This window comes from Desulfovulcanus sp. (assembly GCF_982781345.1).
This window is the reverse complement of the sequence record NZ_CEYAEZ010000018.1, coordinates 1-23,031: the sequence shown is the minus strand read 5'-3', so window position 1 is coordinate 23,031 and position 23,031 is coordinate 1. Positions and strand designations below refer to the sequence as shown.

Sequence of the window (23,031 nt, the reverse complement as noted above, 5' to 3'; positions counted from 1 at the left end):
GTATATAGTTCTTACAAAGGAGGAGTTAATGCAGTTCAAAATAGATCCGCCACCTGAGCAAAAAAAGGCACAAGAGAAAGCCTCGCGAGGACTACAATCTATTGAATTAAAAGAATCACAAATAGATGCTAAAAAAGTTGTCATAGTCGGTCTTAAAATTCCTTTTTGGGACATTGTATCACTTATGGTTAAATCTGCATTTGCTATACTTCCTGCGACATTTATATCGTTTTTTTTATGGCGAATTTTAATTTTCATTCTGAATAGTTATTAGCTATTTGCCACTCATTACTGTTTCTTGTCTGCTTTATTAATTGTCCACCATTCCAAAGCCTGTATTTTCTCCAGGTTGGCCCTGGACATTTCTATCCCCAAGGATGCGGCAACCCGGTACAAGGCATTGTAATCCAGCCCAATCAATTTCCCATTCGGGGCAACCCTCCACTGAGTCTGTATTGCAAGCCAGAGTTCCCAGGCAGGATAATTCTCCGGCCAGAGTTCCGGACATTTTCCTTCGCATTCTAAGCAATTTAATTTCTCTCCTCTTTGTTTGGCGGCTTTCTGGCATGCCTGGCAGTATTTTAGACCGTCTCCTCCGTAATACTGCCAGACACTAAGGAGTTTTTTACCGCGTCAGGTCCTCCCACAGAGTAACGCAGGACCAGATTAACCAAATAGGAGAGATCAGCAGCGGGCCAGTCATCAACCGAATCAACAAACTCAGGATAACAGAGGCCAACCACATATTTGCGGAACTCATGCAGACCAATTTCTCCCTGGGCCAACTTCTGCTGCTTTTTCTCAACTTCTGCTTGATCTTTAGCTTTGTAGCTGCGTAACTCTATGATTTTATTCTGTTCTGGAAGTTTAATTTTGCTCATTTTCACTCCTTAATTAGTAGCTTGATTTAGTATTAGTCAGAGTTGCCTTAATAGATGTCCCGTCTGCGTTGTCGTCAAAATATCCCTGCCAGGGCAAATCAACATAAATGCCTGCTGGCCCGTCTATTCCAGGGGTAGACCGTTGATACTCCAGTTCTGGGACCAGAATAGTTAATATCTCTGAGCCGTTATCAAAAGTGATCTCCAGCGAGCTCTCGGTCGAATTGATGGCCTTGTCTAGCAGTGTCATGCTGTCAAACAGCGCCCGAATACTGCCGGAAATTTCCATCATCCCTTCTGGGATATCTCCTCTGGTCCCTTGCGAGCCAACAGTATAGACACTTGTGTCCAGACCAAAATTGATACTCAGGCTGGCCTCAACAACAGTGGCGATGGTTGCGCCACCTTCTTTGATGCTTGCCTGAAAATTGTTGAATCTGGATAATGATAGGCTGGTTGGAGAGGCATCATAGGGTGTGCCGCCCAGTTCCTCTGTTGCGCCCTCTATACCCAAGGACGCTGTTAGTTCCCCATCTCCGCCAACCTGCATAGAAAATGAGCTAACCTTACAACCCAGATGCTTGGCATATACGCCTATATCGGGGAATTCCTTCTCTAAGACTAGGCTAGGCTGGTTGTCGCCTGTCTTCCAAACGTGGGTAAAAGTACCGTCCAGGTTATCAGTAGTGGCAGGATTGCCAAACATGGCCTTGAGCCAATACCCAAAAACTATCCCATCTACGGGGACAACCACATCACCAGAGACAGACAGATTCCCGTCAAATGGATTTACCGGATCGCGCCGGCCAGTAATAGTTGATGCCCTGTTTTTTGCCCTATCCGACCGGACAGAAACTGAATTGAACGGCATAACCAACCCCGCAGGTGTGGCAGGCGGAGTTTTGAACTCAGTCTCAAAGTCCAGGATCAGTCTGCCTTTATAACCTCTTGCTTGTGCCATAATATCCTCCGTAAATTATAGCGTTATTCCTCCCCCAATCAGATTGGGGACACTTATTGATAAGTCCATGCCCCCTACGATCATGGGGAAATAGTCTATTGGTTCCAGGATGTAATCATTGCGAGACAGAGAGACGTTGCTTGAAAAGCCTTGCAGTGCCTGCCAGACAAGCTGGCCCATATCGTCAATCTGGAAAACTCCTTGGTATTCCACGACACTTCCGTTAGTGCTGACCGATTCGTCCAGAACAGCCCAATCAACCATGATCTTGTATTCATGGTTTTTTACTTCCCGCCCAACTTCAGCGGTTCCAGGTCTCAGTATAATTAACGGACAATCCTTTTTTCCGGGCTGGTTGCGGTTGTCTATGCCAACAAAAATTTTAGGTGCCTGGCCGTAGTTTGTCTGACACCAGTCAGCGAGAGCTGTGTCATTTGCCAGGACATCTCGCATTCTTTGCAAAATATCTTTGTAAGTAATCATTTTAAGGCCGCCCAATTAAAACGTAGTTTACGCTTTGCTGTTTTAAGGTACATACGAATGCGATTTTCAATGCGTTCGTGAATTTCACGTTCCTTGGCCCTAAACATTGGCTCAAATAGAGGTCTGGCGGGTGTACGCAATATTCTGGTTTCTTTAGCCAGCGGTGCATCAGCAGCCCACCAGAACCTTCTCATTTTGGGAGTCACTGCGGTTTCAAACCCTTTTTGAAGCTCTGCTCCTCGTCTAGCTGCCGCCTTGGATAGCCAGCCAATACGGACACGCTGCTTTTCCGGCTCGTGTTTATAGCCGATTGCCCTAACCAGTTCACCAAATGGCCACGGGGTTAAAGAGCGCATTCTCCTTAATGATTTTGCCAGCGCTTTTCGCTCATCACCCGTTGCGTCGGAGACAATCTCTCGCATTGTTTCGGTTTTATAGTTTTCAAACCATCGACCTCTTTGCATCAAAGAAAGCGCAGGCCAGCGGTGTCCTGGAGGCCCTCCCTGGAGACAGGCTTCCTTTAATTCTTTGTGCAGCCACCAACCCACATGACGCAGGGCGCGGTTAAATTCCTTGGGAAATGTGCGGGCAAGATAGGCAAGATAAGGCTGGGCCTCATCGTTAATGCGGATCATTGTTCCGATGGTTCCATCGGAGAAAAATGGGTATTTACGTCCTTTAATTTCAACTCTGCCTATTTGTTGGATTTCAGCCATTAGGATTCCTTTTCAACTTCAGCTAAAATTGCATTAAGTTCACCTTGCAGTTCAAAATCCACAAAATATAGCCGACATATCTTTTCCTTGGGCGTTAATAAAATTTCTGCTCGTGTTACATTTGTTATTTGTTCGCCTGTTTCCACATTAACAATCTTCACGTCATTGCAATTATTGCCGACCTCAATACGTATTTTTAAGTCCATCTAAAACGCCCCTCTCTCGTCTGTGCTACAATAGAGTTTCCACTGCCCGGCACGATACTGTTTTTGCTGCACTGTCCAAACCGTGCCGTCTGTCTGTGTGACCTGGTCCCGGTATTGTGGGTTTGGCACGTCCAAAGACGATACTCGAACAACTGCATATCTGCCCAATCCTGTCCGGAAAGCCTTGTCCATCTCTGGAAAGCCTTTGCCCAAGTTGATACCGTCTTCGATTATAGCTTTGGTCAAAATTGCAGTGCCATCGGTTGTGGTGTAAGTGACATCTTCTCCAAAATCGGCAAGGGCTGTATTTTTGAGATCTTGCGCTATCTGGTCGTGCAAGCTCATTGTTGTCTCCTACTCTTCTCCTGGAGGCATGGGCGGTGGGGTCATCTTTGCAAACGGTTCTGGTTGGTATCCGCCTTGTATTTTTTTGCCTCCCCATACCTTTTGCACCAAGGGTGCAATCAACCAGCGCAAGCCAAAGGTGGCAGCTATCACGCCAAGTAATGCGATTTTGTACCAATCTGGAGCTTTGCCTACGTAATCCCAGCCTTTACAGATATAATCCTGCACACCAGGGATAAAAGAACCGATAACCGGCAAAGTCAGCAAAATAAGCAAATATTCATCTTTCCAACTGAATTTCATTTGCTCCTGAGCGCGCATGTCCCAGTCGGCCTGAATTTGCTGCCCACGCTCGGCCATACGTAAAATAGCCTCTGCCTTTTTAACCTCGGCAGTTGCTAGAATTTCGTCTATTTTGGCCTTTGTCTGGACTTTTATTGTCTTGCGCTTTTGCCACTCTTTGATCGGCTCTGTAACCACGGATGCCACGCTGGAAAATAAACTGGACAGCCAACTAAACATTATACATCTCCAAACATCGTCATAGCTCGCACAATCTCACGCGAGCCGTAGAAATATTTCCCTCCCCGCCTAGTCCACAAAAGCCTGGGTACGACCACCCGTAAATCAGTGTGCCAGCCAGGATATGGTTTCCACCCTGGATAAAATCCAATACCCCCAATATCCGGAAAACTGCTGATCAATGCGAATTGCTCTAGGATTGGAAAATCAGGGTCATCAAAATGCCAATCTACCGCTAACCCTGTATAATGATAGGATTTTTGACTGTGCCCGCCATCGTCCCAGGCTACATGAATTATTATTTTCACACCTGCCTGATGGCGGATTTCATCCAGGGTATACACCAAAGCAGGGGCCACTCTGTGGGGGTCCTTGCCCCATTCTTCCGGATCGAAATGTCGTATCTTATCCCAATCAACCATCTCAAAGGACTCCTTATTTACAGTATGAAAGCGTCCCACTTGGGAGGTTGGGAAATTTGTACTCCTTAAAATTTGTGTATCCGGCAAAATCTATTTCTTGGGCCATAGGAAAAATGTTATCGCACCAATGATAAATAGAGTGATGGACCGAACAACAACCCGGACAAAGGTTTTCCGTGCGGTGGTCAGATTGTCACACAGTGTCTCAATAAAATCGTGGTGTTGGCGATGCGTCCTTGCATCTAGCCCAAACTCGCTCAGCTCTTCTCGGATCGCCTCTTTTACTGCTCGCTTGATTTCATCTCTAGACACAGCTCAGTCCTTAATGGCTTACGGCCAGACCTATGGCCTGGCCGTTGGTTATACTGTTAATTTAACGCACACTTCAGGATTGAGACAAATTGGCAATGGATTTGATTGAGAGTGGATGTCTATTCCTCTGTTGTATTTGCGAGGCTCCTGCTTTACATATATTCTCTTGCCCCTTGTGTTGACTGTCTCAATAAAGTCGGCAGGAGCAAAATAAATATCAAAAAGCAGAGTTCCTACAGGGAAGGCGTATGCAGTTCCATCCTCTACGTATTTCACTTCGTTGCCATTCAGATCCACTCCAATATCACTACATTCAATAAAAGTGATATTGCCAAAGGTGAAACCATTTACGCTGTCTTCCCGTAAAGAAGCAGCAGCCTCGTGATTAAGAAAGGTTTCTCTTACAGATGGGTGATTGATAAGCTTATCGTAAAAATCAGGAGCGCATAAAGCCTTGAACCCTGTTATCCTCTGACCTTTTGCTTTTCTGCGGATAGTCCTTTTTACCTCCCGACACTTGGCTGCAACATCGGTGGTATCCGTAGCTAAAGCAAAACTTACTGTAATCTGAGACAGGCCAAACTCGTCAAAAAGATTGTAAATTACGTTACCTTTGCCGTCTTTAATCTGCCCCTTAATAGCTCCCATCATCATGAAATCAAAAGTGAGTTCATGGCTCTGCCTGAGAGAAAAAAGTTTGTCTCCCATGATTTCAGAAAGGGTCTGGAGTATGTTTTCCTGTCCAAAAGCTCTGACATTAGCGTAGTCTTCAGGCAGAATTACGTCGTCCAGAGGGATATGGGGGACGTTAAAAGAAATTGACTTTCTATCGGGGCCTGTATTTTCATCTCCCGGAGAACCGACTGGCTTTACTGCCAGCAGTGTGGGAGAAAAAGCCTTTTTTTCAATGATAGCAGTCCTGGTAGTCAGTCTTTTTGTCTGGAAAAGTCCAAGGGAACTAACAGTACCAAACTGCGCATCAATCTCATTGATAGCCGCAGTTAAATTAGCCATGTTAAACATGGGATGATCAAACGGATTGGATATAGGCATGGCTTATTCCTCCTATCTGACTAAAATTCCTTTTTCTTGAAGTTGTTCAATAGCTGTTGCTTTTTGTTCGTCCGTAGTGCCTTCCGGCCAGACAAGGTTTTGACTAACAGCTATTGCTTGTCTGGATACTACAACTCCTTCCACTTCAGCAGTTGTGGCGTCATAATCACCAGCAGAAACGCCATAAGCCTTTTGAGAACCGTTAGTTGCTGCGAAGTTAACTGGCACAACTTTGCCGTCTCCGTCTGTTACGGAAATGGTGAAAGTGTCACCTGCTGCAAAAGCAGTTGCTCCGGCAGTAATCGTGAAGGCTATTTGCTCGTTGGAATAGGCTTCTCCAACTTTTGCGTCTGGCAAGGCTGTTCCGTCGGGGGCTTTCACGGTAAATGTGCTTGCATCTACAGCAGTTAAAACATAGTCTCCTTTTTTGACCTCTGCTCCCAGGGCCACATCACCAATAGTGCCGTCTCCTGTATTTGAGCCTGCGGTTACGCTACCCAGGGCAAACAACCTTTTGCCCACAACCATGCCCGCAACCAATGCTGCGCCTAGGGCAACAATAACGCTTTCCCTGGAAAATCTTTTGTTTTCAATTTCCCATGCAATAATATCGGAAAGTCTTGTTGGTTGACTTGTTATAGCCATCTTTTATTACCCCCTGTTGTTTCTATTTCTAATGACCTGCAATAAAATGTTTTCTTTGCCTTCTGGCTCCGGCACATTGCCCTTAACGCCTTCGCCATGAGCATTTTTTAAGGCTGCCAGGATTTCTTCTTTTTTGTCTTCTGCATCTGGCTGCTTTTCCGATTGCTGAGCAGCCAGCACAGACACAACAGCCTTGGCCTGCTCTGGATCAAGACCGGTCTTAACAACAGCACCAAGCTTTTCGGCTACTTCTTTGCCCAGCAAAGCTTCTGCAAGACCAAGAATGCGATCCTGTTCTGCCTTGATTTCTTCCTGTTTCTTTGCTTCGACTTCCTTCACCGCTTCCGACCTGATCTGCTGCACCAGGTCGGGATGCTTTGCCTGCAATTCTTTTAAATCCATGACTTCCTCCGCTATTTGCTCTAAAAATCTTTCTTTACTGGTGACCAAATCTATCATGCCAATATTTTTGGCTTCCTCTGCCAAAAAAACTTTGCCGTCGGCCATCTCAAGGGCGTTCTCAATGCTCACGCCCCTGTGCCTGGCAACAGTATCCACAAAAATTGAGTAGATTGCGTCCAGTCTGGACTGGATGTACTCGCGGCTCTTCTTGTTCAGAGGCTCGGCGTCATTGCCGATAGCCTTATATTCCCCGGCAGTAATGTATGTGCGCTTGATGCCAGCCTGCTCATCTGCCTTTGAGTAGTCAGTGTGCATGGTAATCACGCCGATAGAGCCGACCTGCGCCACAGGGCTTGCAGCCACCATTTGCGCTGCTGAGCCAAGCCAATAGGCCGCTGATGTCATCTGGCTGTCCGTGAACGCGTAAACAGGGATTTTGCCGCGCAAGCTGTAAATATATTCTGCCAAATCAGACACGCCGCCCACGCCTCCGCCAGGAGAATCAATGTCCAGCAGGATGGCGCTGACATCCGGATTGCTCATTGCGTCGGCAATGGTGTGGCGCAACCAAGCGTAAGTTGTGCCACACGAAAAGAAGTATGAGCGCTTGTAAAGTGTGCCCTCTACCGGAATGATTGCTACGCCGTTTTTGACCGCATAGAGTCTGTCCTCTGCGGTCTGTTGACTGCCAGAAGCGGTAATCCTCTCAGGCAATTTGAGCTTCAGAGCTATATCCACCAGCGCATCCAGGGCCTGTTCTGTTATGGCCCATGGCTGTTCAAATAATCTTAAAATTTTACTGCTCATTATCCGCTCCCAGCCCTAGTTCCTGGGCTTTTCGTTTCTCTCTGGCCCTCTGCTCAAGGGCAGTTTCCCAATCGCCACCATTCTCTGCAGCAATGTCCGCAAGGGTCAGTATGTTGTTTTCCAGCCCTTTGATGTTGGCGGCCATTTCTTTGACCGGATCAACGTGTCCGCGTTTAGGCGGTATCCATATTGCTCGAGTATAAGCCGGCATTGCATCGTACCAATCAGGAGAACCTTTTGGCAGTTGCAAAAGCCCTCTCAAATACGCCTCCTCGAGGACCATCTCCCAGACCAACTGGCAGAACTGGTCAACAAGCCATTTCTGATAGAATTTGAATACGCGCCATGCTTCCAGCAGGGCAGCACGAGCAGAGGAATAGTTTGTTTTGGAAAAATCTTTTGCGATTATCTCGTAGGGCATTCCAACAGAAGCGCCCACGGCACGAAGGATGCGTTCAACAAAGGAATCAAACGTATTGCCTGGTCGGTTGGCCTCGAGGACATGCGGCTTTTCGCCAGGATTGCCATACATTACCAGCCCGGGTGGTATTTCTCCGTAATAGGTCTTTTCATCTGCCTGTTCGTCTGACTGGTAATATTGCGCTGCTTCAATTGGGTTGCTTGTCTCGATAAAGACAGGAAAACTGGCCGCTACTATCGCGCCCACAAGCTCGTAGTCCAGGTAGTCAGAGAGGTCGCGAAAAAACTTCATAGCAGGAGCCAGAATGGACACTCCGCGCACCTGCTCGTCTTCCTTGGCGACAAAGACATGAAACATCCCGGGCCTGTGTCCTATGCGGGCAGGGATCCGCTTGAAATATGTTGATGGCTGACTGGTGTAGCTATCTATTATAGTCCCGTCTAAAACTCCGGCAGGAGGGCTAAATACATAATATGCGGTTGGTTGGCCGTATTTGCCCAGCACAACGCCGTCTCTTATGTTGGGATTAGTCTGTAATATCTGAGGGGTACACACGCGTAAGGGAGATATACTTTGCAGGGCCAGCCCAAAGGTACGACCTGGCTGATCAATCATTACTGGCAGCCGGAAAAACTCGCCATTGACTAGCATGGAATAGATGGACTGGAACTGTATTGCCCAGAAAGGCAGCTTGCCCCTGGCGTCGGCCTCTTTTGTTGCCCATAAATTCCAAGCCCATTCTGCCTGGGACTGAAATTCTCTGGTTTGATCTTCGTTCCAGCCCAGAAGCTTTGCATTTGGTTGGGATTGGGGAATAAGGCCAGTGCCAACAATGTTGACAGACATGCTGTCAATAACGCTGGCTGCATGGCTGTCATTTGCAACCATGTCCTGAGCGCGGGTGGCTATTGTCTCGCGCTCTGGGCCTTCGTCCCACTTGTTCAGGCGAGATGTGTGCCAGTTACCCATTGTACCCTTTTTGCTGCCAGCAATGCGGGACACAGAATAGGACGCAATAGCCTTGAGCGCTGCTTTTGCGCGATAGCGATTCAGGGCCGCCCGTGGGGAGAACACGGCAATGGCGCGATCAAGCAAGGAGAGCTTAGGCAGGCCGTTCATCTGGCTGGCCTCCCTGCCAGGGCTACAGGGCCTGTGCGGTTGTTGATTAGTTTCTGGCGCTCGCGCTCCAGCCACTCAAGGTGGGTGCGGAGTTCAGGCAAATCCGCCCTACGCACGGACATATCGCCGTTGCGATATTCCTGGGCAGTTGCAAGGGCTTTGATAGCCTGTTTATATAGAGAGATTTGTTCTTCGACTTCTGAAAGTGTAAATATTGCCATGCGCCCACATTAAAAGGACATGGAAGGGGCGAGAAGTAAAATTGAGAAAAAAGAGAAAAAAGAGAAAAATAAGACAAATGAGAAAATTGAGACAATAAAGCAAACAAGAAAAAAAAGAAAAAGCCCCGCAGGGCGGGGACTTTTCAAAAAAAAAAGAGGCTATTATCTATTATTTTGAAGTAGGTACCTGAGTGAGCGGTAAAATTACAGGTTGAAAGCCACAACGTGAAGTGAGAGCAAAGACTTGTTCCCGCATGTATGGCATTAATATATAAGGCCCGTTATTTAGAGCCCAATCTTGAATTTTGTCTTTTGGAAATTTCTTGTCATCAACTAAAAAATGACCATAAAGCTCAATTCGTAAAGAAAACGGACATTCTTCCTCGTCATCAATACCAATTTCAAGCTTTAAAGCGACACCGATGGCTTTATTTTCTTCGTCATAGTCAGTTAGTCCAGTCTGCAAACGAAACTTTCCCTCTTCAAGTTCAGGAAGCTGACCATCTGGCTGTGGAGGGATGTTTGACTTGATAAACAATTCCCTTATACCCAAGTAAACCAATTGGATAGGATGCTTGTCCATTTTTACGCTGCCATATCGTACTGGTTGGTAGATAAATCTTCAATGTTTAAATAAGTGTAAACTAAATTATTTTGTTCTGTAGCTGGCTTTTTCTGTATCAAAAAAGTGCCACTCGCGCTCCATAGAACCAAACATTTTTCTGTCGCCTCTAAATAATTAGACAAACAAAAATCGTCAATTTTATTATAATAATTAAACCCAGATTCTTCTAAGTCAATTTCCAGTTCAGTATCAGAAACATTGTCAAAATAATTATCTATTTTTTTAAGCAGATTTTTAATATCTAAGGTCATATATAACCTTCCTTAATTTTTTCAAAATCTATAATACACTCATGTTTTTTAACACATATTATTAATTGTGTATAATAAATGTTTGGCCGAACAAAAAGCCTATTCCCTAAACAATTAAAAGCTCTTACAGTATCAATTTCATCAAATTTGTATGTCAAGAAATTTATTAGTGCAGAAACTGCTATTTCCTTCTTCTTTGTTTTTTCTGACAAACGACTTTTGAGTTTTAAAATAACATTGATATGTTCTCGCCTTGTTAAATCTAAACATCGACCAAGATTAATTATAGCACGGAAAACAACATATTTACAGCCACCTTTTACGCTTTTAGTCTTTTTTTTTGCCCAATTCTGTGCTTCTTGTATAGAACTTTCAAAAAAATATACTCCATCCCCAAGATATTGATGCTCACCTGTACTTGTTCTAAATTTCTTTTCTCTTAATATGTTGCACGCACTTGCGAAATCAGTGCCATGGTAAGCGTCAGGGATTATTTTCTCGAAATTTTCTATAACTAAATCAATTTGATATTCTGTCCGTCCTAACAAATTACTTCTAATTTGAGAGTTCATCTAATATGAATGTGTTGATTATTTTCTGTTTATATCGAAAAGGTTCGATTAGCAATACAATTTTTTTTATGTCAAGCGAAAAAGTTGCTTTGTTTTAACTAGAAGCCCCCTTGCCGGGGCTTTTATCTTTTTATAGCTTGCTCGTTGTTCCTTCTCTTTCCCTCTTAAACCTTAACAACTCCTTCTCGGAAATCCTGATTCCATTTTTAAGCCCAAATCTACCCGCCTTTAGTTCGCCGGCCTCAATAAGTCGATACACCGTGCTCCGGGCAACGCCCAGTTTTTTTGCTACCTGAGAAACATCAAAATATTGCATATCTTCCCCCTGCAAAACTTTTATCGGTTATAAAACCAGCTGGGCTTGGTTCTTATCCTACTTGGCATATTTAATTGTCTTTGCTGGACGGGCTCTTTTATCTTTTTTGTCTGCACTGCGCCTGCTTCCTTCCAGAACTTAACACCCAAAATATCAGCTGCGGCCAGCGCATAGACTGAAGCATCCCAAAGGTCGCATCTCTTATACTTGGGCTGCACCCAAAAGCCCTTCTCGTCTTTGTACTCTGCTGTCATATGGACAACAAAATCACGGCTTACATCCTTTGGTAGATTTATTGATCCAGGCTGACCTTTCGGCAAACTCATCTTGCTGGCCAGCATATCCTTGTAAAAAGTCGTGTTTAGCCGGTATAATTGCAGGCCTCCAGGAATAGGATAGCTTTTGCCGTCTGGCCGTGTGACTTTGTCAATCATGCTAACTTTAAAGGGCTGTCCATACAGCTGTCTTTCACCCTTGATCGGCCTGGCCCCTGGATTGGCACGGCAAAAATCATAAATTTCCGCTGTTCTATGCCCCTGACTGTCAAAGAGGGACAAGTTGGGCACATAGACTCTGCCTTTAAAATCAAGATACTGACTACCCCAAAGAATCATCTTAACCACATCTAAATCAGGTGCAAAACCTTCGCGAATCAAATAGCCTGTGAGCTCCGGCCCCCAAGCCCAAATCGTGAACCAGAAACCATTGTCCTGCGTATCTACTCCGGCAGTTAAAGCCAAAATTTTAGCGTCTGGGACCTGTCCAGGCTCACGGTCATCACATAGAGAAATAATTTCATCAGGCTGCTTTACACCCTCTGTCTGATCTATCCATGGTTCGGCCAAGCTAGAATTGATGAAGTTGTGCAGCGCACCTTTGTTACCTGTCTTGGCCTCCGCCTGGGCTCGTAAGAATTTAACAGCTAAATCACCCCATCGAGACCATGGACTGTAAAGTTCGTTTAGGTGAAAACTTTTATGATCGCTCGGTGCGGAGGTGTGGGCCGGGATCCATTGACCTTGTTCGAGCATTCCTGGCTTGTGTTTTTCGTCTACACTACCCTTGCAATGTGGACACTCCAGCCATGTGTTTTCTTTGATTATGTCCAGATCTGTAGTCTCAGGCCATTTAATCTGTTTCCACTCCAACACAAAAAACGCCCCGCATACAGGACAAGGCACATGATATTGACATTGATCCCCGGCAAGAAACGCCTGCCAGATTGCGCCTGTTTCAACGGTCGGAGTGCTGGCCAGTACAATCTTCTTATTTCGGTAAGACTTGGTGCGTTCTATGGCCAGATTCAAAGCGTCAGCCTCTTTGCTTGTCTGCTCCGGCCACTTGTCCACTTCATCAGCAAACAAATATTTGATTGGCCTACTGGCTAGCTGACTCGGCGAACCTGCCCCCTGCAAGTAGATTGTCAGCCTGTCCAGGATCATCTCTGTGGAGTTGAAATCAAACCTCTTACCTGTCTTGTGAGCTACCAGCTTGGGGCAGTCTTCTATCAATGGAACCAGTCGGTTTTTGGAAAAAGACCTTACTCCATCAAGGGAAGGTTGCACCAGCAGTACAGGCCCCGGTGCCTGGTCCACCACATAGCCCAACATGACCATCAAGGTTGTTGTCTTAGCTGATTGGGCACTCCAGCAAAGAGTAATCTGTCTAACACCAGGGTCTTGAAATGCCTCCAGCGGTGTGCGGATATATGGGGTGAGACTTGACCTGAAACGCCCAGGATAAGCTGTTGACCTGGCCGACAGCACCAAATGCTCATCTGCCCACTGCCATGGATTCAGGCTAGCTGGTGGAGTCCAACTCTCCGCCCACCATTCACTTAATATCTGCTGACAACTTGCTAAGGGCATCCTTTATTTCTGTTTCAAGCATTTTTTGGATTTGGGGCCATGGTAACCCCTCAATCACAGGCGCCAGCTTGCCCGGCAAGTCAAGCAAGTGCGCCTTAGCCGCCTCTATTTGCCTGGTCAGCCAAGTCTTTACCTCGTCAGTTGGCAATAGCTCGCGGCGCTTGTTTAAAACCGTCAAAAGGTTATCCTCCGCCTTCCGGAGCAAATCCAACGCCTGCTGCCAGTCCCTAAAATAGACTGACGCATTAGAGTCATTTTCCTGAAACGCACTCTGCCATCTTTGATAGGTAACCCGCTCGGCTGCCCTCAAACGATCAAGGGCGGCCTCGAGGCCAGGTTGCTGATTGTCGTCAACCTTGACTGAGGGTTGCTTTGCTTTGCTGGCTGCCTTGCCCGGTTTTTTCTCTTGCTTCCGATGTTCCTTGAGGACCTGGGCCGCAAGCCGCCGCATCTTCATGGTCTTTTTGTTGTTGATTTTGACGGGCGGATTAGCCAACAACCATTCGCAAACCGCCAATAGCGGCCATCTTGACGCCACTCCCCTACCCTTCGGACGAATATCGCTGTTCGCCCGAATCTTCTTCAACATGGACGCGCTAACACCCACCTTTTCTTCGATTTCCTTTCTTGATAACCAGATTTCTTGTGTCATTTAAAGCGCTACCAATGATTTCAACATGTTACATAGGCAAGGCGCGCGCTTGCGGCGACCCCTGGCCTTGTTAAATCCTTCAGAAGGACCCATCCTTGTCACAGCCCTTGCTTTCCCAGTCTTCAAAAATTTTTGAACCGACTACACCTTTCTGGTCTTGGTACTTAACTAAGAAACACATGACCATATTGTGCCTGTATTAATTCTAGCGACTATTGATTGTGCAACATTAAATTTTTTCGCGATTTGTTTGTGTGTCATATTTTTCTGTTTTAACAGCTTTCTTATTTGTATAACGTCATTTTTAGTTAATTTAGTTGGCTTCAAACCATTTACCACTGCATGCCTCATATTCTCCGCATGGGTTACCCATTCCAGATTAGACACGTGGTTGTTTAATTTATTCCCGTCAATATGGTTAACTTGATACTTTTTTGTTGCTGGCTTCCCTAAAAAGTGTAACGCTACCAAACGATGCACTTTGACTGTTTGTTTTCCTTGTTTATTACTGATATCAATCATAGCGTATCCATCGCCATTTGGTGTTAATTTTAAAAATTCTCCAATAGGTTTTTTCGCAAATTTATTATCGATTACTTTTACTCGTCCATAATTAGAGACAGCATAGTCAGAAAAATTTTCGATTATTATCCAAACTTCATCTTTGAAAGAATTTCTATATCTCCATTTTTCTTTTAGCTTTTTATCTTTATTATTTGGCGTAAACTTAATATTAGACCAAACTTTCTTTGTGTTAATCCTATTTACCGCGTAACAACTAACTTTAAACATTTTAGCGATTACTTGTTGGCTTACGCCAAACCACAACAACCTTTTAATTAACCAAACTTCTTCTTTTTTTAGTGCCATATTAAACTCCTGTACTCACTGCTTATCTAAATATACTTTACTTCCGGTTGCTCCTATCTGATTTTGATATTTCCCGTCGTACAACAGTTCGCAGCCAACCACTTTTTCAAAAGCTATTTGAGCGATTCTTATTCCTGATTTAAGCAGAATGGGATTAGGACTAAGGTTAGCGAATTCTAAAGTGATTTGCCCGGTAAAACCAGGATCGCAAAAACCAGCTACACAATGGACAAGAAGTCCTATCCTTGCAAAGCTGCTCCTCCCCTCGACTCTACCAACTAAATCTATCGGAAGATTAACTTTTTCAATAGTTGTCCCAAGACAAAATTCTCCAGGATTAAGCAAACATTTATCGCCTTGTTTTTTGAAATATTTTGGCTTTTTATCTAGCCTTATTTCTTGTCCATGTTCTAGAAACAAGAACTCTTTGCCCAGGGTTAAATCATAGCTAGCAGGTTGCAGACAGGAAATGTTAAAGTTTTCAATTAGACTGTCTTGTTTTACCCTGGTTAAAATTTCTTGATTACCTAGGATCATCTTTTCAACCTTCTTTTTTGAATTTGCAATTTTTCTTGCTCGCGTATCTTTTCCCATGTCCATCCGCACAGACCATCACGCTCTGTAATTAAACGGCCACACCTGGCCTTTGCCATGTAAGAACAGCAGAACTCGCGACAGAACTTTTCTGGAACTTCGGCTATTTTAGGCCTCATGTTTGTTTACCCCTGTTGCTTTGCCCACCATGCTAACAGAAGGGCATCTGCCTTATTATGGTCTGCTACCCTTGGAAGCTCGACATCAGGAAATAACCTACGGGCTACCGTCAATGACCTAGCCTTTGGGTTTTTACCATCAGACGGCTTGACCAACCCCTTTTGCCATTCCCTGGGTCCGGGCATCAGGTAAGGGATATCCAGAGTTGCCAGGATGCCTTGCCATTGGCCCAGGTTTTGACCAAATTTAAAGGTTGAGCTTACGCCTTGCTTAGGCATGGCATGAACGTTTTCAAGGGCTGCAAGGCGAATATTATACTCAAGCAACCATTGCTCGATTTTGTCTGCTGCAAGGCCTGGATCACCAGGCCAATCAAATACCTCTTCGCCGTATTCATGGATGAGCGCAGCAGCGCCGTTTATTCCAGGATCAATACCTATCCAAGCTTTTTGCTTCATGCTGCCTCCATCAAAACAACCCTTTACTGTTTTGCCATGTCTTTTAACTGACCATTCATGGCTAGCGCTATATGAGTCGGTATTGTTGAGCCTGTTAGTTTATGGGCATCACTACCCATCAATCGCACTTGGCGAGCTTTCTCCTGGTTGCCAATATAAACAGGCTCACTTTTTTTATGTCCTATAAGCTGGTTGGCGTGATCACATATTCCCAGCAGTGTGCCGCCCAATTTAACCCCTTGTCTGGCAAAAGCGCCGTAAGCTCGTTCAAAATCCTTAAAAAACCACTTCTCGCCTTTTGCATCCAAATCCTCTGCCAGCTTAGTCCAACCTCCAAAGCTGTATTCAATAACGGCCTGGGTGACAGGATTATCAAAGACCACGCTGCGGTAAGGACCATGGACTTTTATGGCTTCCAACACTTTTGCAGCTTCAACCTGTGCAATGTCTTCTGCAGATCCACCTTCCAAGTGCTCAATAAACTCGGCAATAGTAGGCATTTTGAGATATTTGCGTGTCCGTAAAATACTTATAGCTGCGTTCCTGACTTGCTCAATGGAGTATTGTTTCAGAGCTTCAAAGCGCATACGCAGACCGGCTTTTGTTAGTGTTGTGCCGAAATTTTCGGCCAAACCTGCCATTATTGCTGCAAACTCGTGTTTATCTTTGTCTGTCATGACTAACACTCCTCTGCTAAAAATTCAGCCACAGCTTGAGCATTTGGGTCTTGCTTCGGCTGTCCGCGCACATGATATTGGCCGTTGAGTATTTTCTCGAAATTGGTTGGCCTGACTATCCAGGACAAAGTAGCTTGAAAGTCCTTTTTGCGTCCCATGAGAAAGTCTGACTCTTTGAGCCAAATAAAGAAATTTCTCCACCAGGCGAGGTTCTGCCTGGCATTTTCTTCCCTCCATCTGGCCCTGAGATTAGCTTGACTTGTTTTGCCCCATGCTTGCACTCGTGGAAGTTCGGGTAAAAGCTGATGGTACAGATCAACGATCTGCTCATGCGGGCAGTCAGGGATTGAATTCCGTTTTTTGATTTTTAATTTTGCCTTGGGAATATCTGAGCTTTGAGCTGAAACGTCTGTTTCAGCCTCAAGGCCAGATGAAAATTCAGGTTGGTTTTCGTCGGAAGCGGGGGCGGAGGCGTCCGAAGGACGACGATCTACCTCGTAAGAGGTAGATAAATTATTATTTGGAGAAGGAGAAGGAATAGGAGAAGGAGAAGGGCATAGCTCGTTTATGCTCGTAGCATTGCTACTAGCATTTTTTAGCATATGCTTGTCTGTGCTAGTAGCATTGTCTTGTGTGTCTGCTTTATTTAAGCCGTTTTGTTTCCATCTCGCTCTGGCAGCCTTTTTGGCCTTCTCGGACCTTGCCTGGGCATGTGCTGCATATTCGTTGTGATCTTCCCAGTCATGAATTTTATATGTTTCATTTTCAAAGTCTAAAAATTTGATGTCAATTAACGTCTCAACGAACTCTCCAGGCGATCCCTGCCAATCGGCCGCAATTTCTATATCTTCACTGTCCATATTGTTTAAAATGCCATCAGGTTTATTTTGTCCAACAAAAGTCCACAGCCTGATCAAGCAATAAAAAGCCCTATCCCCTAGCCTGCGCATTAGCTTAATTGTTTTGGGATGAGTTGGCAGTGTGACCGATACTCTTATATCCTTGTTCATTTTGACAGCCCGTATTAATAATTAGTTGCACATTCTTTATTTTGCATTTTCTCCGCCTGTAAAAGTTCCCAGATAACCTGGGCACTAAAAGTTCGGAATTGTTCTTTTGCTCTTTGCTTGACGCGCTCAGCGAGTTCGGGACAGGCGTTGAAATGGATGCGATGAACATGCTTCTGCCAATTTGACCTGCATTGTTTTCCTTTATTATCCTGGACAATCCCACCCAGCATATCAAAGTTTTCATCAACAGCTGCATCAATGGCATTATCGGTTGAGCATTGCTCGTTTATGCTCGTAGCATTGCTAGTAGCATCATTTAGCATATGCTCAGTTGTGTCAGCGTTGTTTCTGTAAGGCCCTAACTTATACTTCCGTTCACAGTCATCGCATGTTGCAACTCTGTCTCCTGTAAACTCCGACAACCGGAACTGTTCTATTGACTTTTCTTTTCTGCACTTATTGCAAGTCCTAGTGTTTTTAGGCATGTCTTTAACCTCCGTTTTTTGTAGTCTGCCAAACCATGCCAACGCCTTGGCACATTCAGAGCAAGGTAATTTTTGGTTCTGATATCTGGCAAAACACTCCTGCTGATCTGTCCAATTTTTTATCCTGGAGCAGTGGAAGCGCAGACCAAGTTTAGCCAACATGATATCTCTCTTGGCGCTGCGCTCTAATTGATAAAAGTTTGTCTGTTTCATAATCAAAATGGCGCATCATCTTCAGGCATGTTTTCTGGAAATGCCGGGCCCAGACCTGTGTCTGGCTGTTGACCTGGGACAGGACCACCCTGCTGCTGTTGCTTCCGCTCCAAATTCTGAACCCGCTTGGCCACGATCTCTGTTGTATATCTGTCCTGGCCTTGCCGGTCTTTCCACTTCCTGGTCCGCAAGCGGCCCTCCACAAAAACCAGTCTGCCTTTCCCAAGATAATTGGCACAAACTTCGGCCAATTTCCCGAACACTACTATCCGGTGCCACTCTGTCTGCTCTACTTTCTGACCACTCTGGTCTGTATAACTTTCGTCCGTGGCCAGTGAAAAATTAACCACAGCCTGGCCGGTAGCTGTGTAATGTGTTTGAGGATCTTGCCCTAGTCGGCCAATTAAAAAGGTTTTGTTAAGACTGATCACCGTTACTCCTCACAAGCAATGTAGATTTTCTTGAAGTGCCCACCCTCAAAAACTTGGCCGGCTACATGCTGGAGGCCGTCTTTTAATTTTTGACACTGCTCTTCCACGTCTTTGATTTCCCCGATGATTTGTTGGGCCTCTTGCTGATCCACCTTGCCATCCTGGAGAGCTTCTCCTGTTACCCGCGCCACGTCGCCCAGCTCGCTGGACAGGCGATTTAATTCTTTCAGGAGTTCAGAACCTTTTGTGATGCTTGGATGATGGGAAGGAATTTCCAGTTGAGCGTGTAGCCACTCTATGAGGATGTTGTTGCCCAGGGCACGGCATAAGGCGGGGATCCGGTGGATGCCAGGGAAATACCTGGTTTCATGTTCTTTGAAATATTGTCTTATGGATTGATAAGGAAAGCCGGTTTCCTCGGCTATATCTTCACAAGTCTTGCCAGAAAGGAGTTTCGCCAGGGTCAAAGCCTGTTTAGCGGTCATATTTTTGAAGTCGTGTCCCATGGATTCTCCTTTGGGGTATTGTTTAGGGGGGACTTTTCACCATATAAATAAGGCCATAGCTTTTGCAGCGTGTCAGTGCGGATGGACTTCCGTTGGCCGTTTATGAGACGGGTGATGCTGGATTTATGAACATTTGCTTCTTTAGCTAATTTAGAAGCTGACCATCCTGATAGATGAAGGAATTTTTTTATGTCTTGAGCTACGTTCATGGGTGCCAATAGTATACAAATGGCAACCTAAAGTCAAGATGAGGTAAATTTTTAAATACTAGAAAATTAAGGAGAGAGTGGTATGGCTGTTAATATGGGATTATACGAAGACATTATTCATGGACTACAAACTGTAGTTTCAAAAAAATTTGAGGGGAAACCATATCGTTTGGCAAAGTTACTTGGCGAGCGGAAGGTTTCTTATGTTCAGAAAATTTTAAAAGGAGAGCGTCAGAAAAACCTGCAACTTTTCTGTAGGTTACTTGAAGCAGCAGGAGCTAAAATAACCTTTGAAGAAGCCGACGCTTCCCGTGAAGTCCACTTTGTAAATCCGAAAATTGTTAACGCAGAAGAGATTGATGGGCCTGTAGATGATGATTATTTAGCTGTTCCCCTGGCCTCGATGCCTGTTGCTGCTGGGCCAGGTATTATTCCGGAAGAAGACATTCAAAGCTGGGTTTTGGTATGGCGTAACCATGAATCTGTCAGACACAGATCAAACCTGGTAGCTGTAGAGATCGGCAAAAACCAGCACAGCATGGAGCCAACCCTGCACCCGAAAGATATTGTATTGATAGACCGGAGCGACTTTATCCCCAAGGAGCCGCCCGGGAATATTTATCTAATCAGAGAACCTGCACCAGATTGTGCCCTGGCCATTAAACGGGTAAGAATACAGGTAAAGGATGGCCAAGAGTTTATCGTTTTTTACTCGGACAACCCGCAATATCCGCCTGACTTTTATAACCTGAAAATAGATTACGACAATGACATTAAAAAGGCAGTTATTGGACGTGTTGTCTGGGCCTGGAGCGACATGAGTAAGAAATGAAGGTTAAATAATGTTCAAAATGCTAATAAGGTTATGTGTCGCGCTAATTCTATTAATTTTCCCGCCACAATTTGCCCACGCAAAACATTTGCATCCCGAAAAATACTATCAAAACCAATGGTGCGCTGAACATAGCGGCCAAACTGAAGTAACCCTGCCAGACCGCACCCGATGCGACTGCCTAACAGATACCCATGCAATAGAATTTGATTTCGGTCCCAAGTGGGCTGAAGCTATAGGTCAAGCCCTCTATTATGGCCTACAAACAGGAAAACGACCAGGAATAGTGTTAATTTTAGAGCAAGAAAGGGATTATAAATACTGGATCAGACTTAATACGGTAATTAAAAATTATAACTTGGCTATAGATACTTGGATGGTTAAACCTTAAAAGTGATTTCTGGCTGCCGGAAACCAGAATAGATATGAAGCGCTTAACACCAAAAAGAAGAGAATGGTTAATAAGACATCAGTTTTACTGTGAAAAACGGCGAAAGAGAAATCCACACAAGCGTCGAAAAAGAAAAATAATTAAACCAATACGTGAAACCATAGAAGCCCCAGGGAACTTATGCTTAAAAGAAAATTTTGACGAGGTGATTAAATTTATTTATAAACTCAAACAAACTATTTCTGGGAATAAAGGGCGTTTTGCTGTTGATTTTGAGCCGATAAGGAAATTATCATCAGGCGCAGCATTAATACTCGCGGCCGAATTAGATAGATGGCGTAGACTGTTCAAGTTCAAACTAAAGCCGTGGAAAATAAACGCTTGGGAAAAAGATGTTAGAAGATTATTCCATGAATTAGGAATTTTTGAATTACTTAATATAAAAAAGAAAGATAGGAAGATAAAAAGTAAGAAAGGAAGTCTAAAATTTATCAAGTTTATTACAGGGAGAGAATCACATGGTGAACTTGTTGCACGATTAATAAAAGCGATAGCCCCCATAATTGGAGATAGATATGATGAGAGAAGGTTATACACCGCATTAACTGAAGCAATGACTAATGTTGTCCAACATGCTTATCCTGATACTTTCAACTATAAATATCAATTAAAAAATCAATGGTGGCTTACTGGCTCATTTAATCGAAGAACAGGGGAGATAAACATAATCTTTTATGATCAAGGAGTCGGCATTCCTGCGACTTTACCTTCCTCGGGTTTAATAGACAAATGCCTTCAACTACTTAAATCGCGTAAACTAGAACCTCATGATGCAAACATGATAAAAGCTGCTTTGGAGGTTGGCAAGACAAGAACAAAACAAAGTTATAGGGGGAAAGGTCTGCAACAGCTTCTTGATTTTATAAAATTTCATAAGGGAGAAATAAGAATAATTAGCGGTAATGGTGAATATAGAAAAAGTTATTTGAATGGTAACGATTGTGAAAAATGTATAAAAAGAGATAATCCACTTGGGGGGACATTTATCGAGTGGTCTCTTTTTTTAAAATAGTGGAGGGTGTAACATGAAGGAATGTATTATAAATTTTGTTAATGATTTTACTAAATATCCATCAGGAAGATATAACTCTGATGGACCTTATTCTGGTGAAAAATTTCGTGAAGAGTGTCTAGTGCCTAAATTAAAGGAGTGCGATAAAGTTATTATTAATATAGATGGTATTATGGGCTTTGGTTCTTCTTTTTTAGAGGAAGCATTTGGAGGTCTTATAAGAAAAAAATATTTCACAGTAAAAGAAATGCAAAGCAAACTTAAATTTAGATACGAAGATAAATCACTCAAAACATACGAAGAGGAAATATGGATGTACATCGAAGGAGCAGTAGAAGATAACGATAAATAGGCTAAAAAAGTAAATTAAATAATGTCATCATCAATATCGCTAAAAGATTTTTTAATTCCTATACTTTCGGCTGTATTATCTGCAATATTTTCTTACTTTGTATCTCGCAAGACGGTGAATGACAGGCTGAACAGGACTTTTTTAAATGATGATATTAAGGAAATATGTAGGCGCATTGAAAAGTTGGAGAGTAAGGCATCATCTTATTGGAGACAAGAAGGGCAAAATTGTGATCTTGAAGATTTAATTAAAAGTAATTTTAGATATTTAGGTCAAGATTTAAGGCAATTACCTCAAAGCCAGTATATTCATTATGGTATAGAGAGAAAATTGATTAGATTTCGCATGATATCAACAGGCGGATTGTTTGAGACTTCATATAAAAAAGCAGAACCAGATCGAATTGAAAAAATTAGAAAAGCAGCCGAGAATTTGAGAGAAGCTGTAATTAAAATTACGTAACAAATTACTAACGCAGCCCGCACCCAGCGGGCTTTTTATTTGATTAGCAGTTCGCAAGAATTTCCCATGCCTTTCGATGTTTTTTAAGAAGATGCTCTACAATATCAAGCACCTTTGTTTGATCTGACTGATTTACCAGCCACTTTTTACTCATAAGTTGTCCTCTAACATGTCCTTAAATTTGTTTAATTTTAACAATCCTTAAATCCAATTTTCTTTGTCTCGATCAAACAGGTTTTTTGCTTGTTTAGCATTGTTTATGGATTGCTCTGCTAATATATATGTAATTCTTGTATTTCTTCTATAATCTGCACTTATTCTTGCAGTATATAATCGACTAATTAAACGTTTTAACCTCGTATTTCGAGCATTTAAATAATGTTTTATTTTTTTGTGTGATGTTAACTTGCTCCCTGAGTCATCTTTATTAGGGATAGCTATAGTATTCTCTTTACAAAAATCCTCAATCAATTTAAATATACCATAATATGCTCTACTACATATTACTCGATAAATAGTTTCTCTATTACATTCTATTAAAGATAGACT

38 protein-coding genes are annotated in these 23,031 nt (G+C 43.7%); 6 read left to right on the top strand and 32 right to left on the bottom strand.

Annotation, left to right across the window (positions count from 1 at the left end):
* Positions 1-28 precede the first annotated feature (28 nt).
* Positions 29-274, top strand: coding sequence for a hypothetical protein (locus tag AC3WVG_RS04620; protein ID WP_488797008.1), 246 nt, complete (start codon positions 29-31; stop codon positions 272-274).
* Between the two features lie 14 nt (positions 275-288).
* On the opposite strand, the gene AC3WVG_RS04615 is transcribed toward AC3WVG_RS04620, so the two are convergent.
* The 31 genes from AC3WVG_RS04615 to AC3WVG_RS04465 all read right to left on the bottom strand — a co-directional run bounded on the left by AC3WVG_RS04615 (position 289) and on the right by AC3WVG_RS04465 (position 19,373).
* Positions 289-456 (bottom strand): DUF1799 domain-containing protein, encoded by a 168-nt coding sequence (locus AC3WVG_RS04615; RefSeq protein ID WP_488797021.1) that lies wholly within the window; start codon positions 454-456, stop codon positions 289-291.
* 125 nt (positions 457-581) lie between these two features.
* Entirely contained in the window at positions 582-881 is a 300-nt protein-coding gene (locus AC3WVG_RS04610; RefSeq protein WP_488797007.1) for a hypothetical protein, read from the bottom strand.
* 13 nt (positions 882-894) lie between these two features.
* Positions 895-1,842: a phage tail tube protein gene (locus tag AC3WVG_RS04605; RefSeq protein ID WP_488797006.1), complete on the bottom strand. Its 948-nt coding sequence runs from the start codon at positions 1,840-1,842 to the stop codon at positions 895-897.
* Positions 1,843-1,857: 15 nt separating this feature from the next.
* The gene (locus tag AC3WVG_RS04600; RefSeq protein WP_488797005.1) at positions 1,858-2,325 is read right to left on the bottom strand and encodes a hypothetical protein; all 468 of its coding nucleotides are present in this window, start codon (positions 2,323-2,325) and stop codon (positions 1,858-1,860) included.
* Positions 2,322-3,041: a hypothetical protein gene (locus tag AC3WVG_RS04595; RefSeq protein WP_488797004.1), complete on the bottom strand. Its 720-nt coding sequence runs from the start codon at positions 3,039-3,041 to the stop codon at positions 2,322-2,324. The genes AC3WVG_RS04600 and AC3WVG_RS04595 overlap by 4 nt, the downstream gene beginning before the upstream one ends.
* A complete protein-coding gene (locus AC3WVG_RS04590) occupies positions 3,041-3,247 on the bottom strand; it encodes a hypothetical protein (RefSeq protein ID WP_488797003.1) in 207 nt (68 codons plus the stop codon). The genes AC3WVG_RS04595 and AC3WVG_RS04590 overlap by 1 nt, the downstream gene beginning before the upstream one ends.
* The gene (locus AC3WVG_RS04585; protein ID WP_488797002.1) at positions 3,248-3,592 is read right to left on the bottom strand and encodes a hypothetical protein; all 345 of its coding nucleotides are present in this window, start codon (positions 3,590-3,592) and stop codon (positions 3,248-3,250) included.
* A gap of 9 nt (positions 3,593-3,601) precedes the next feature.
* The gene (locus tag AC3WVG_RS04580; protein ID WP_488797001.1) at positions 3,602-4,114 is read right to left on the bottom strand and encodes a hypothetical protein; all 513 of its coding nucleotides are present in this window, start codon (positions 4,112-4,114) and stop codon (positions 3,602-3,604) included.
* Positions 4,114-4,536: a hypothetical protein gene (locus AC3WVG_RS04575; protein WP_488797000.1), complete on the bottom strand. Its 423-nt coding sequence runs from the start codon at positions 4,534-4,536 to the stop codon at positions 4,114-4,116. Before AC3WVG_RS04575 ends, AC3WVG_RS04580 begins: the two co-directional genes overlap by 1 nt.
* A 90-nt stretch (positions 4,537-4,626) precedes the next feature.
* Positions 4,627-4,848 carry a hypothetical protein gene (locus AC3WVG_RS04570; protein WP_488796999.1) on the bottom strand — a complete coding sequence of 74 codons (222 nt, stop codon included), beginning with the start codon at positions 4,846-4,848 and terminating at the stop codon, positions 4,627-4,629.
* Positions 4,849-4,896: 48 nt separating this feature from the next.
* Positions 4,897-5,901 (bottom strand): major capsid protein, encoded by a 1,005-nt coding sequence (locus tag AC3WVG_RS04565; protein ID WP_488796998.1) that lies wholly within the window; start codon positions 5,899-5,901, stop codon positions 4,897-4,899.
* Positions 5,902-5,913: 12 nt separating this feature from the next.
* On the bottom strand, positions 5,914-6,546 hold the full coding sequence (locus AC3WVG_RS04560; RefSeq protein ID WP_488796997.1) for a head decoration protein: 633 nt from the start codon (positions 6,544-6,546) through the stop codon (positions 5,914-5,916).
* A gap of 6 nt (positions 6,547-6,552) precedes the next feature.
* Positions 6,553-7,755 (bottom strand): signal peptide peptidase SppA, encoded by a 1,203-nt coding sequence (gene sppA / locus AC3WVG_RS04555; RefSeq protein ID WP_488796996.1) that lies wholly within the window; start codon positions 7,753-7,755, stop codon positions 6,553-6,555.
* Entirely contained in the window at positions 7,745-9,295 is a 1,551-nt protein-coding gene (locus AC3WVG_RS04550; protein ID WP_488796995.1) for a phage portal protein, read from the bottom strand. Before AC3WVG_RS04550 ends, sppA begins: the two co-directional genes overlap by 11 nt.
* Positions 9,292-9,516: a DUF6148 family protein gene (locus tag AC3WVG_RS04545; protein WP_488796994.1), complete on the bottom strand. Its 225-nt coding sequence runs from the start codon at positions 9,514-9,516 to the stop codon at positions 9,292-9,294. The genes AC3WVG_RS04550 and AC3WVG_RS04545 overlap by 4 nt, the downstream gene beginning before the upstream one ends.
* A gap of 169 nt (positions 9,517-9,685) precedes the next feature.
* A complete protein-coding gene (locus tag AC3WVG_RS04540; RefSeq protein ID WP_488796993.1) occupies positions 9,686-10,099 on the bottom strand; it encodes a protein-export chaperone SecB in 414 nt (137 codons plus the stop codon).
* A gap of 2 nt (positions 10,100-10,101) precedes the next feature.
* Positions 10,102-10,392, bottom strand: a complete 291-nt coding sequence (locus AC3WVG_RS04535; RefSeq protein ID WP_488796992.1) for a hypothetical protein — start codon at positions 10,390-10,392, stop codon at positions 10,102-10,104.
* On the bottom strand, positions 10,389-10,964 hold the full coding sequence (locus tag AC3WVG_RS04530) for a hypothetical protein (protein WP_488796991.1): 576 nt from the start codon (positions 10,962-10,964) through the stop codon (positions 10,389-10,391). Before AC3WVG_RS04530 ends, AC3WVG_RS04535 begins: the two co-directional genes overlap by 4 nt.
* 130 nt (positions 10,965-11,094) lie before the next feature.
* Positions 11,095-11,280: a helix-turn-helix domain-containing protein gene (locus AC3WVG_RS04525; RefSeq protein WP_488796990.1), complete on the bottom strand. Its 186-nt coding sequence runs from the start codon at positions 11,278-11,280 to the stop codon at positions 11,095-11,097.
* A gap of 20 nt (positions 11,281-11,300) precedes the next feature.
* On the bottom strand, positions 11,301-13,148 hold the full coding sequence (locus tag AC3WVG_RS04520; protein ID WP_488796989.1) for a terminase gpA endonuclease subunit: 1,848 nt from the start codon (positions 13,146-13,148) through the stop codon (positions 11,301-11,303).
* Entirely contained in the window at positions 13,114-13,800 is a 687-nt protein-coding gene (locus tag AC3WVG_RS04515; RefSeq protein ID WP_488796988.1) for a hypothetical protein, read from the bottom strand. Before AC3WVG_RS04515 ends, AC3WVG_RS04520 begins: the two co-directional genes overlap by 35 nt.
* Before the next feature lie 168 nt (positions 13,801-13,968).
* The gene (locus tag AC3WVG_RS04510) at positions 13,969-14,670 is read right to left on the bottom strand and encodes an HNH endonuclease (RefSeq protein WP_488796987.1); all 702 of its coding nucleotides are present in this window, start codon (positions 14,668-14,670) and stop codon (positions 13,969-13,971) included.
* 15 nt (positions 14,671-14,685) lie between these two features.
* Positions 14,686-15,207, bottom strand: coding sequence for a dCTP deaminase (gene dcd / locus AC3WVG_RS04505; RefSeq protein ID WP_488796986.1), 522 nt, complete (start codon positions 15,205-15,207; stop codon positions 14,686-14,688).
* Entirely contained in the window at positions 15,204-15,383 is a 180-nt protein-coding gene (locus tag AC3WVG_RS04500) for a hypothetical protein (protein WP_488796985.1), read from the bottom strand. The genes dcd and AC3WVG_RS04500 overlap by 4 nt, the downstream gene beginning before the upstream one ends.
* A 6-nt stretch (positions 15,384-15,389) precedes the next feature.
* Entirely contained in the window at positions 15,390-15,842 is a 453-nt protein-coding gene (locus tag AC3WVG_RS04495; RefSeq protein ID WP_488796984.1) for a hypothetical protein, read from the bottom strand.
* Positions 15,843-15,865: 23 nt separating this feature from the next.
* Positions 15,866-16,519 carry a DUF6475 domain-containing protein gene (locus AC3WVG_RS04490; RefSeq protein WP_488796983.1) on the bottom strand — a complete coding sequence of 218 codons (654 nt, stop codon included), beginning with the start codon at positions 16,517-16,519 and terminating at the stop codon, positions 15,866-15,868.
* A 2-nt stretch (positions 16,520-16,521) separates the two neighbouring features.
* On the bottom strand, positions 16,522-17,529 hold the full coding sequence (locus AC3WVG_RS04485; RefSeq protein ID WP_488796982.1) for a hypothetical protein: 1,008 nt from the start codon (positions 17,527-17,529) through the stop codon (positions 16,522-16,524).
* 14 nt (positions 17,530-17,543) lie between these two features.
* On the bottom strand, positions 17,544-18,227 hold the full coding sequence (locus AC3WVG_RS04480) for a hypothetical protein (RefSeq protein WP_488796981.1): 684 nt from the start codon (positions 18,225-18,227) through the stop codon (positions 17,544-17,546).
* 2 nt (positions 18,228-18,229) lie between these two features.
* Entirely contained in the window at positions 18,230-18,655 is a 426-nt protein-coding gene (locus tag AC3WVG_RS04475; RefSeq protein WP_488797020.1) for a single-stranded DNA-binding protein, read from the bottom strand.
* 5 nt (positions 18,656-18,660) lie between these two features.
* Entirely contained in the window at positions 18,661-19,164 is a 504-nt protein-coding gene (locus tag AC3WVG_RS04470) for a phage regulatory CII family protein (RefSeq protein ID WP_488796980.1), read from the bottom strand.
* Positions 19,140-19,373, bottom strand: a complete 234-nt coding sequence (locus tag AC3WVG_RS04465) for a helix-turn-helix domain-containing protein (RefSeq protein WP_488796979.1) — start codon at positions 19,371-19,373, stop codon at positions 19,140-19,142. Before AC3WVG_RS04465 ends, AC3WVG_RS04470 begins: the two co-directional genes overlap by 25 nt.
* Positions 19,374-19,455: 82 nt before the next feature.
* On the opposite strand from AC3WVG_RS04465, the gene AC3WVG_RS04460 reads away from it, so the two are divergent.
* The 5 genes from AC3WVG_RS04460 to AC3WVG_RS04440 are packed head-to-tail and all read left to right on the top strand — an operon-like array spanning position 19,456 to position 22,482.
* Positions 19,456-20,205 carry a S24 family peptidase gene (locus AC3WVG_RS04460; protein WP_488796978.1) on the top strand — a complete coding sequence of 250 codons (750 nt, stop codon included), beginning with the start codon at positions 19,456-19,458 and terminating at the stop codon, positions 20,203-20,205.
* Positions 20,206-20,215: 10 nt separating this feature from the next.
* Positions 20,216-20,596 carry a hypothetical protein gene (locus AC3WVG_RS04455; RefSeq protein WP_488796977.1) on the top strand — a complete coding sequence of 127 codons (381 nt, stop codon included), beginning with the start codon at positions 20,216-20,218 and terminating at the stop codon, positions 20,594-20,596.
* A 34-nt stretch (positions 20,597-20,630) separates the two neighbouring features.
* Entirely contained in the window at positions 20,631-21,668 is a 1,038-nt protein-coding gene (locus tag AC3WVG_RS04450; protein ID WP_488796976.1) for an ATP-binding protein, read from the top strand.
* A 13-nt stretch (positions 21,669-21,681) separates the two neighbouring features.
* Positions 21,682-22,020 carry an STAS-like domain-containing protein gene (locus AC3WVG_RS04445; RefSeq protein ID WP_488796975.1) on the top strand — a complete coding sequence of 113 codons (339 nt, stop codon included), beginning with the start codon at positions 21,682-21,684 and terminating at the stop codon, positions 22,018-22,020.
* Positions 22,021-22,041: 21 nt separating this feature from the next.
* Positions 22,042-22,482 carry a hypothetical protein gene (locus AC3WVG_RS04440; protein ID WP_488796974.1) on the top strand — a complete coding sequence of 147 codons (441 nt, stop codon included), beginning with the start codon at positions 22,042-22,044 and terminating at the stop codon, positions 22,480-22,482.
* A gap of 201 nt (positions 22,483-22,683) precedes the next feature.
* Here AC3WVG_RS04440 and AC3WVG_RS04435 read toward each other — a convergent pair.
* Positions 22,684-23,031 (bottom strand): HEPN domain-containing protein (locus AC3WVG_RS04435; RefSeq protein ID WP_488796973.1); only part of this gene is annotated, 348 nt, incomplete at its 5' end.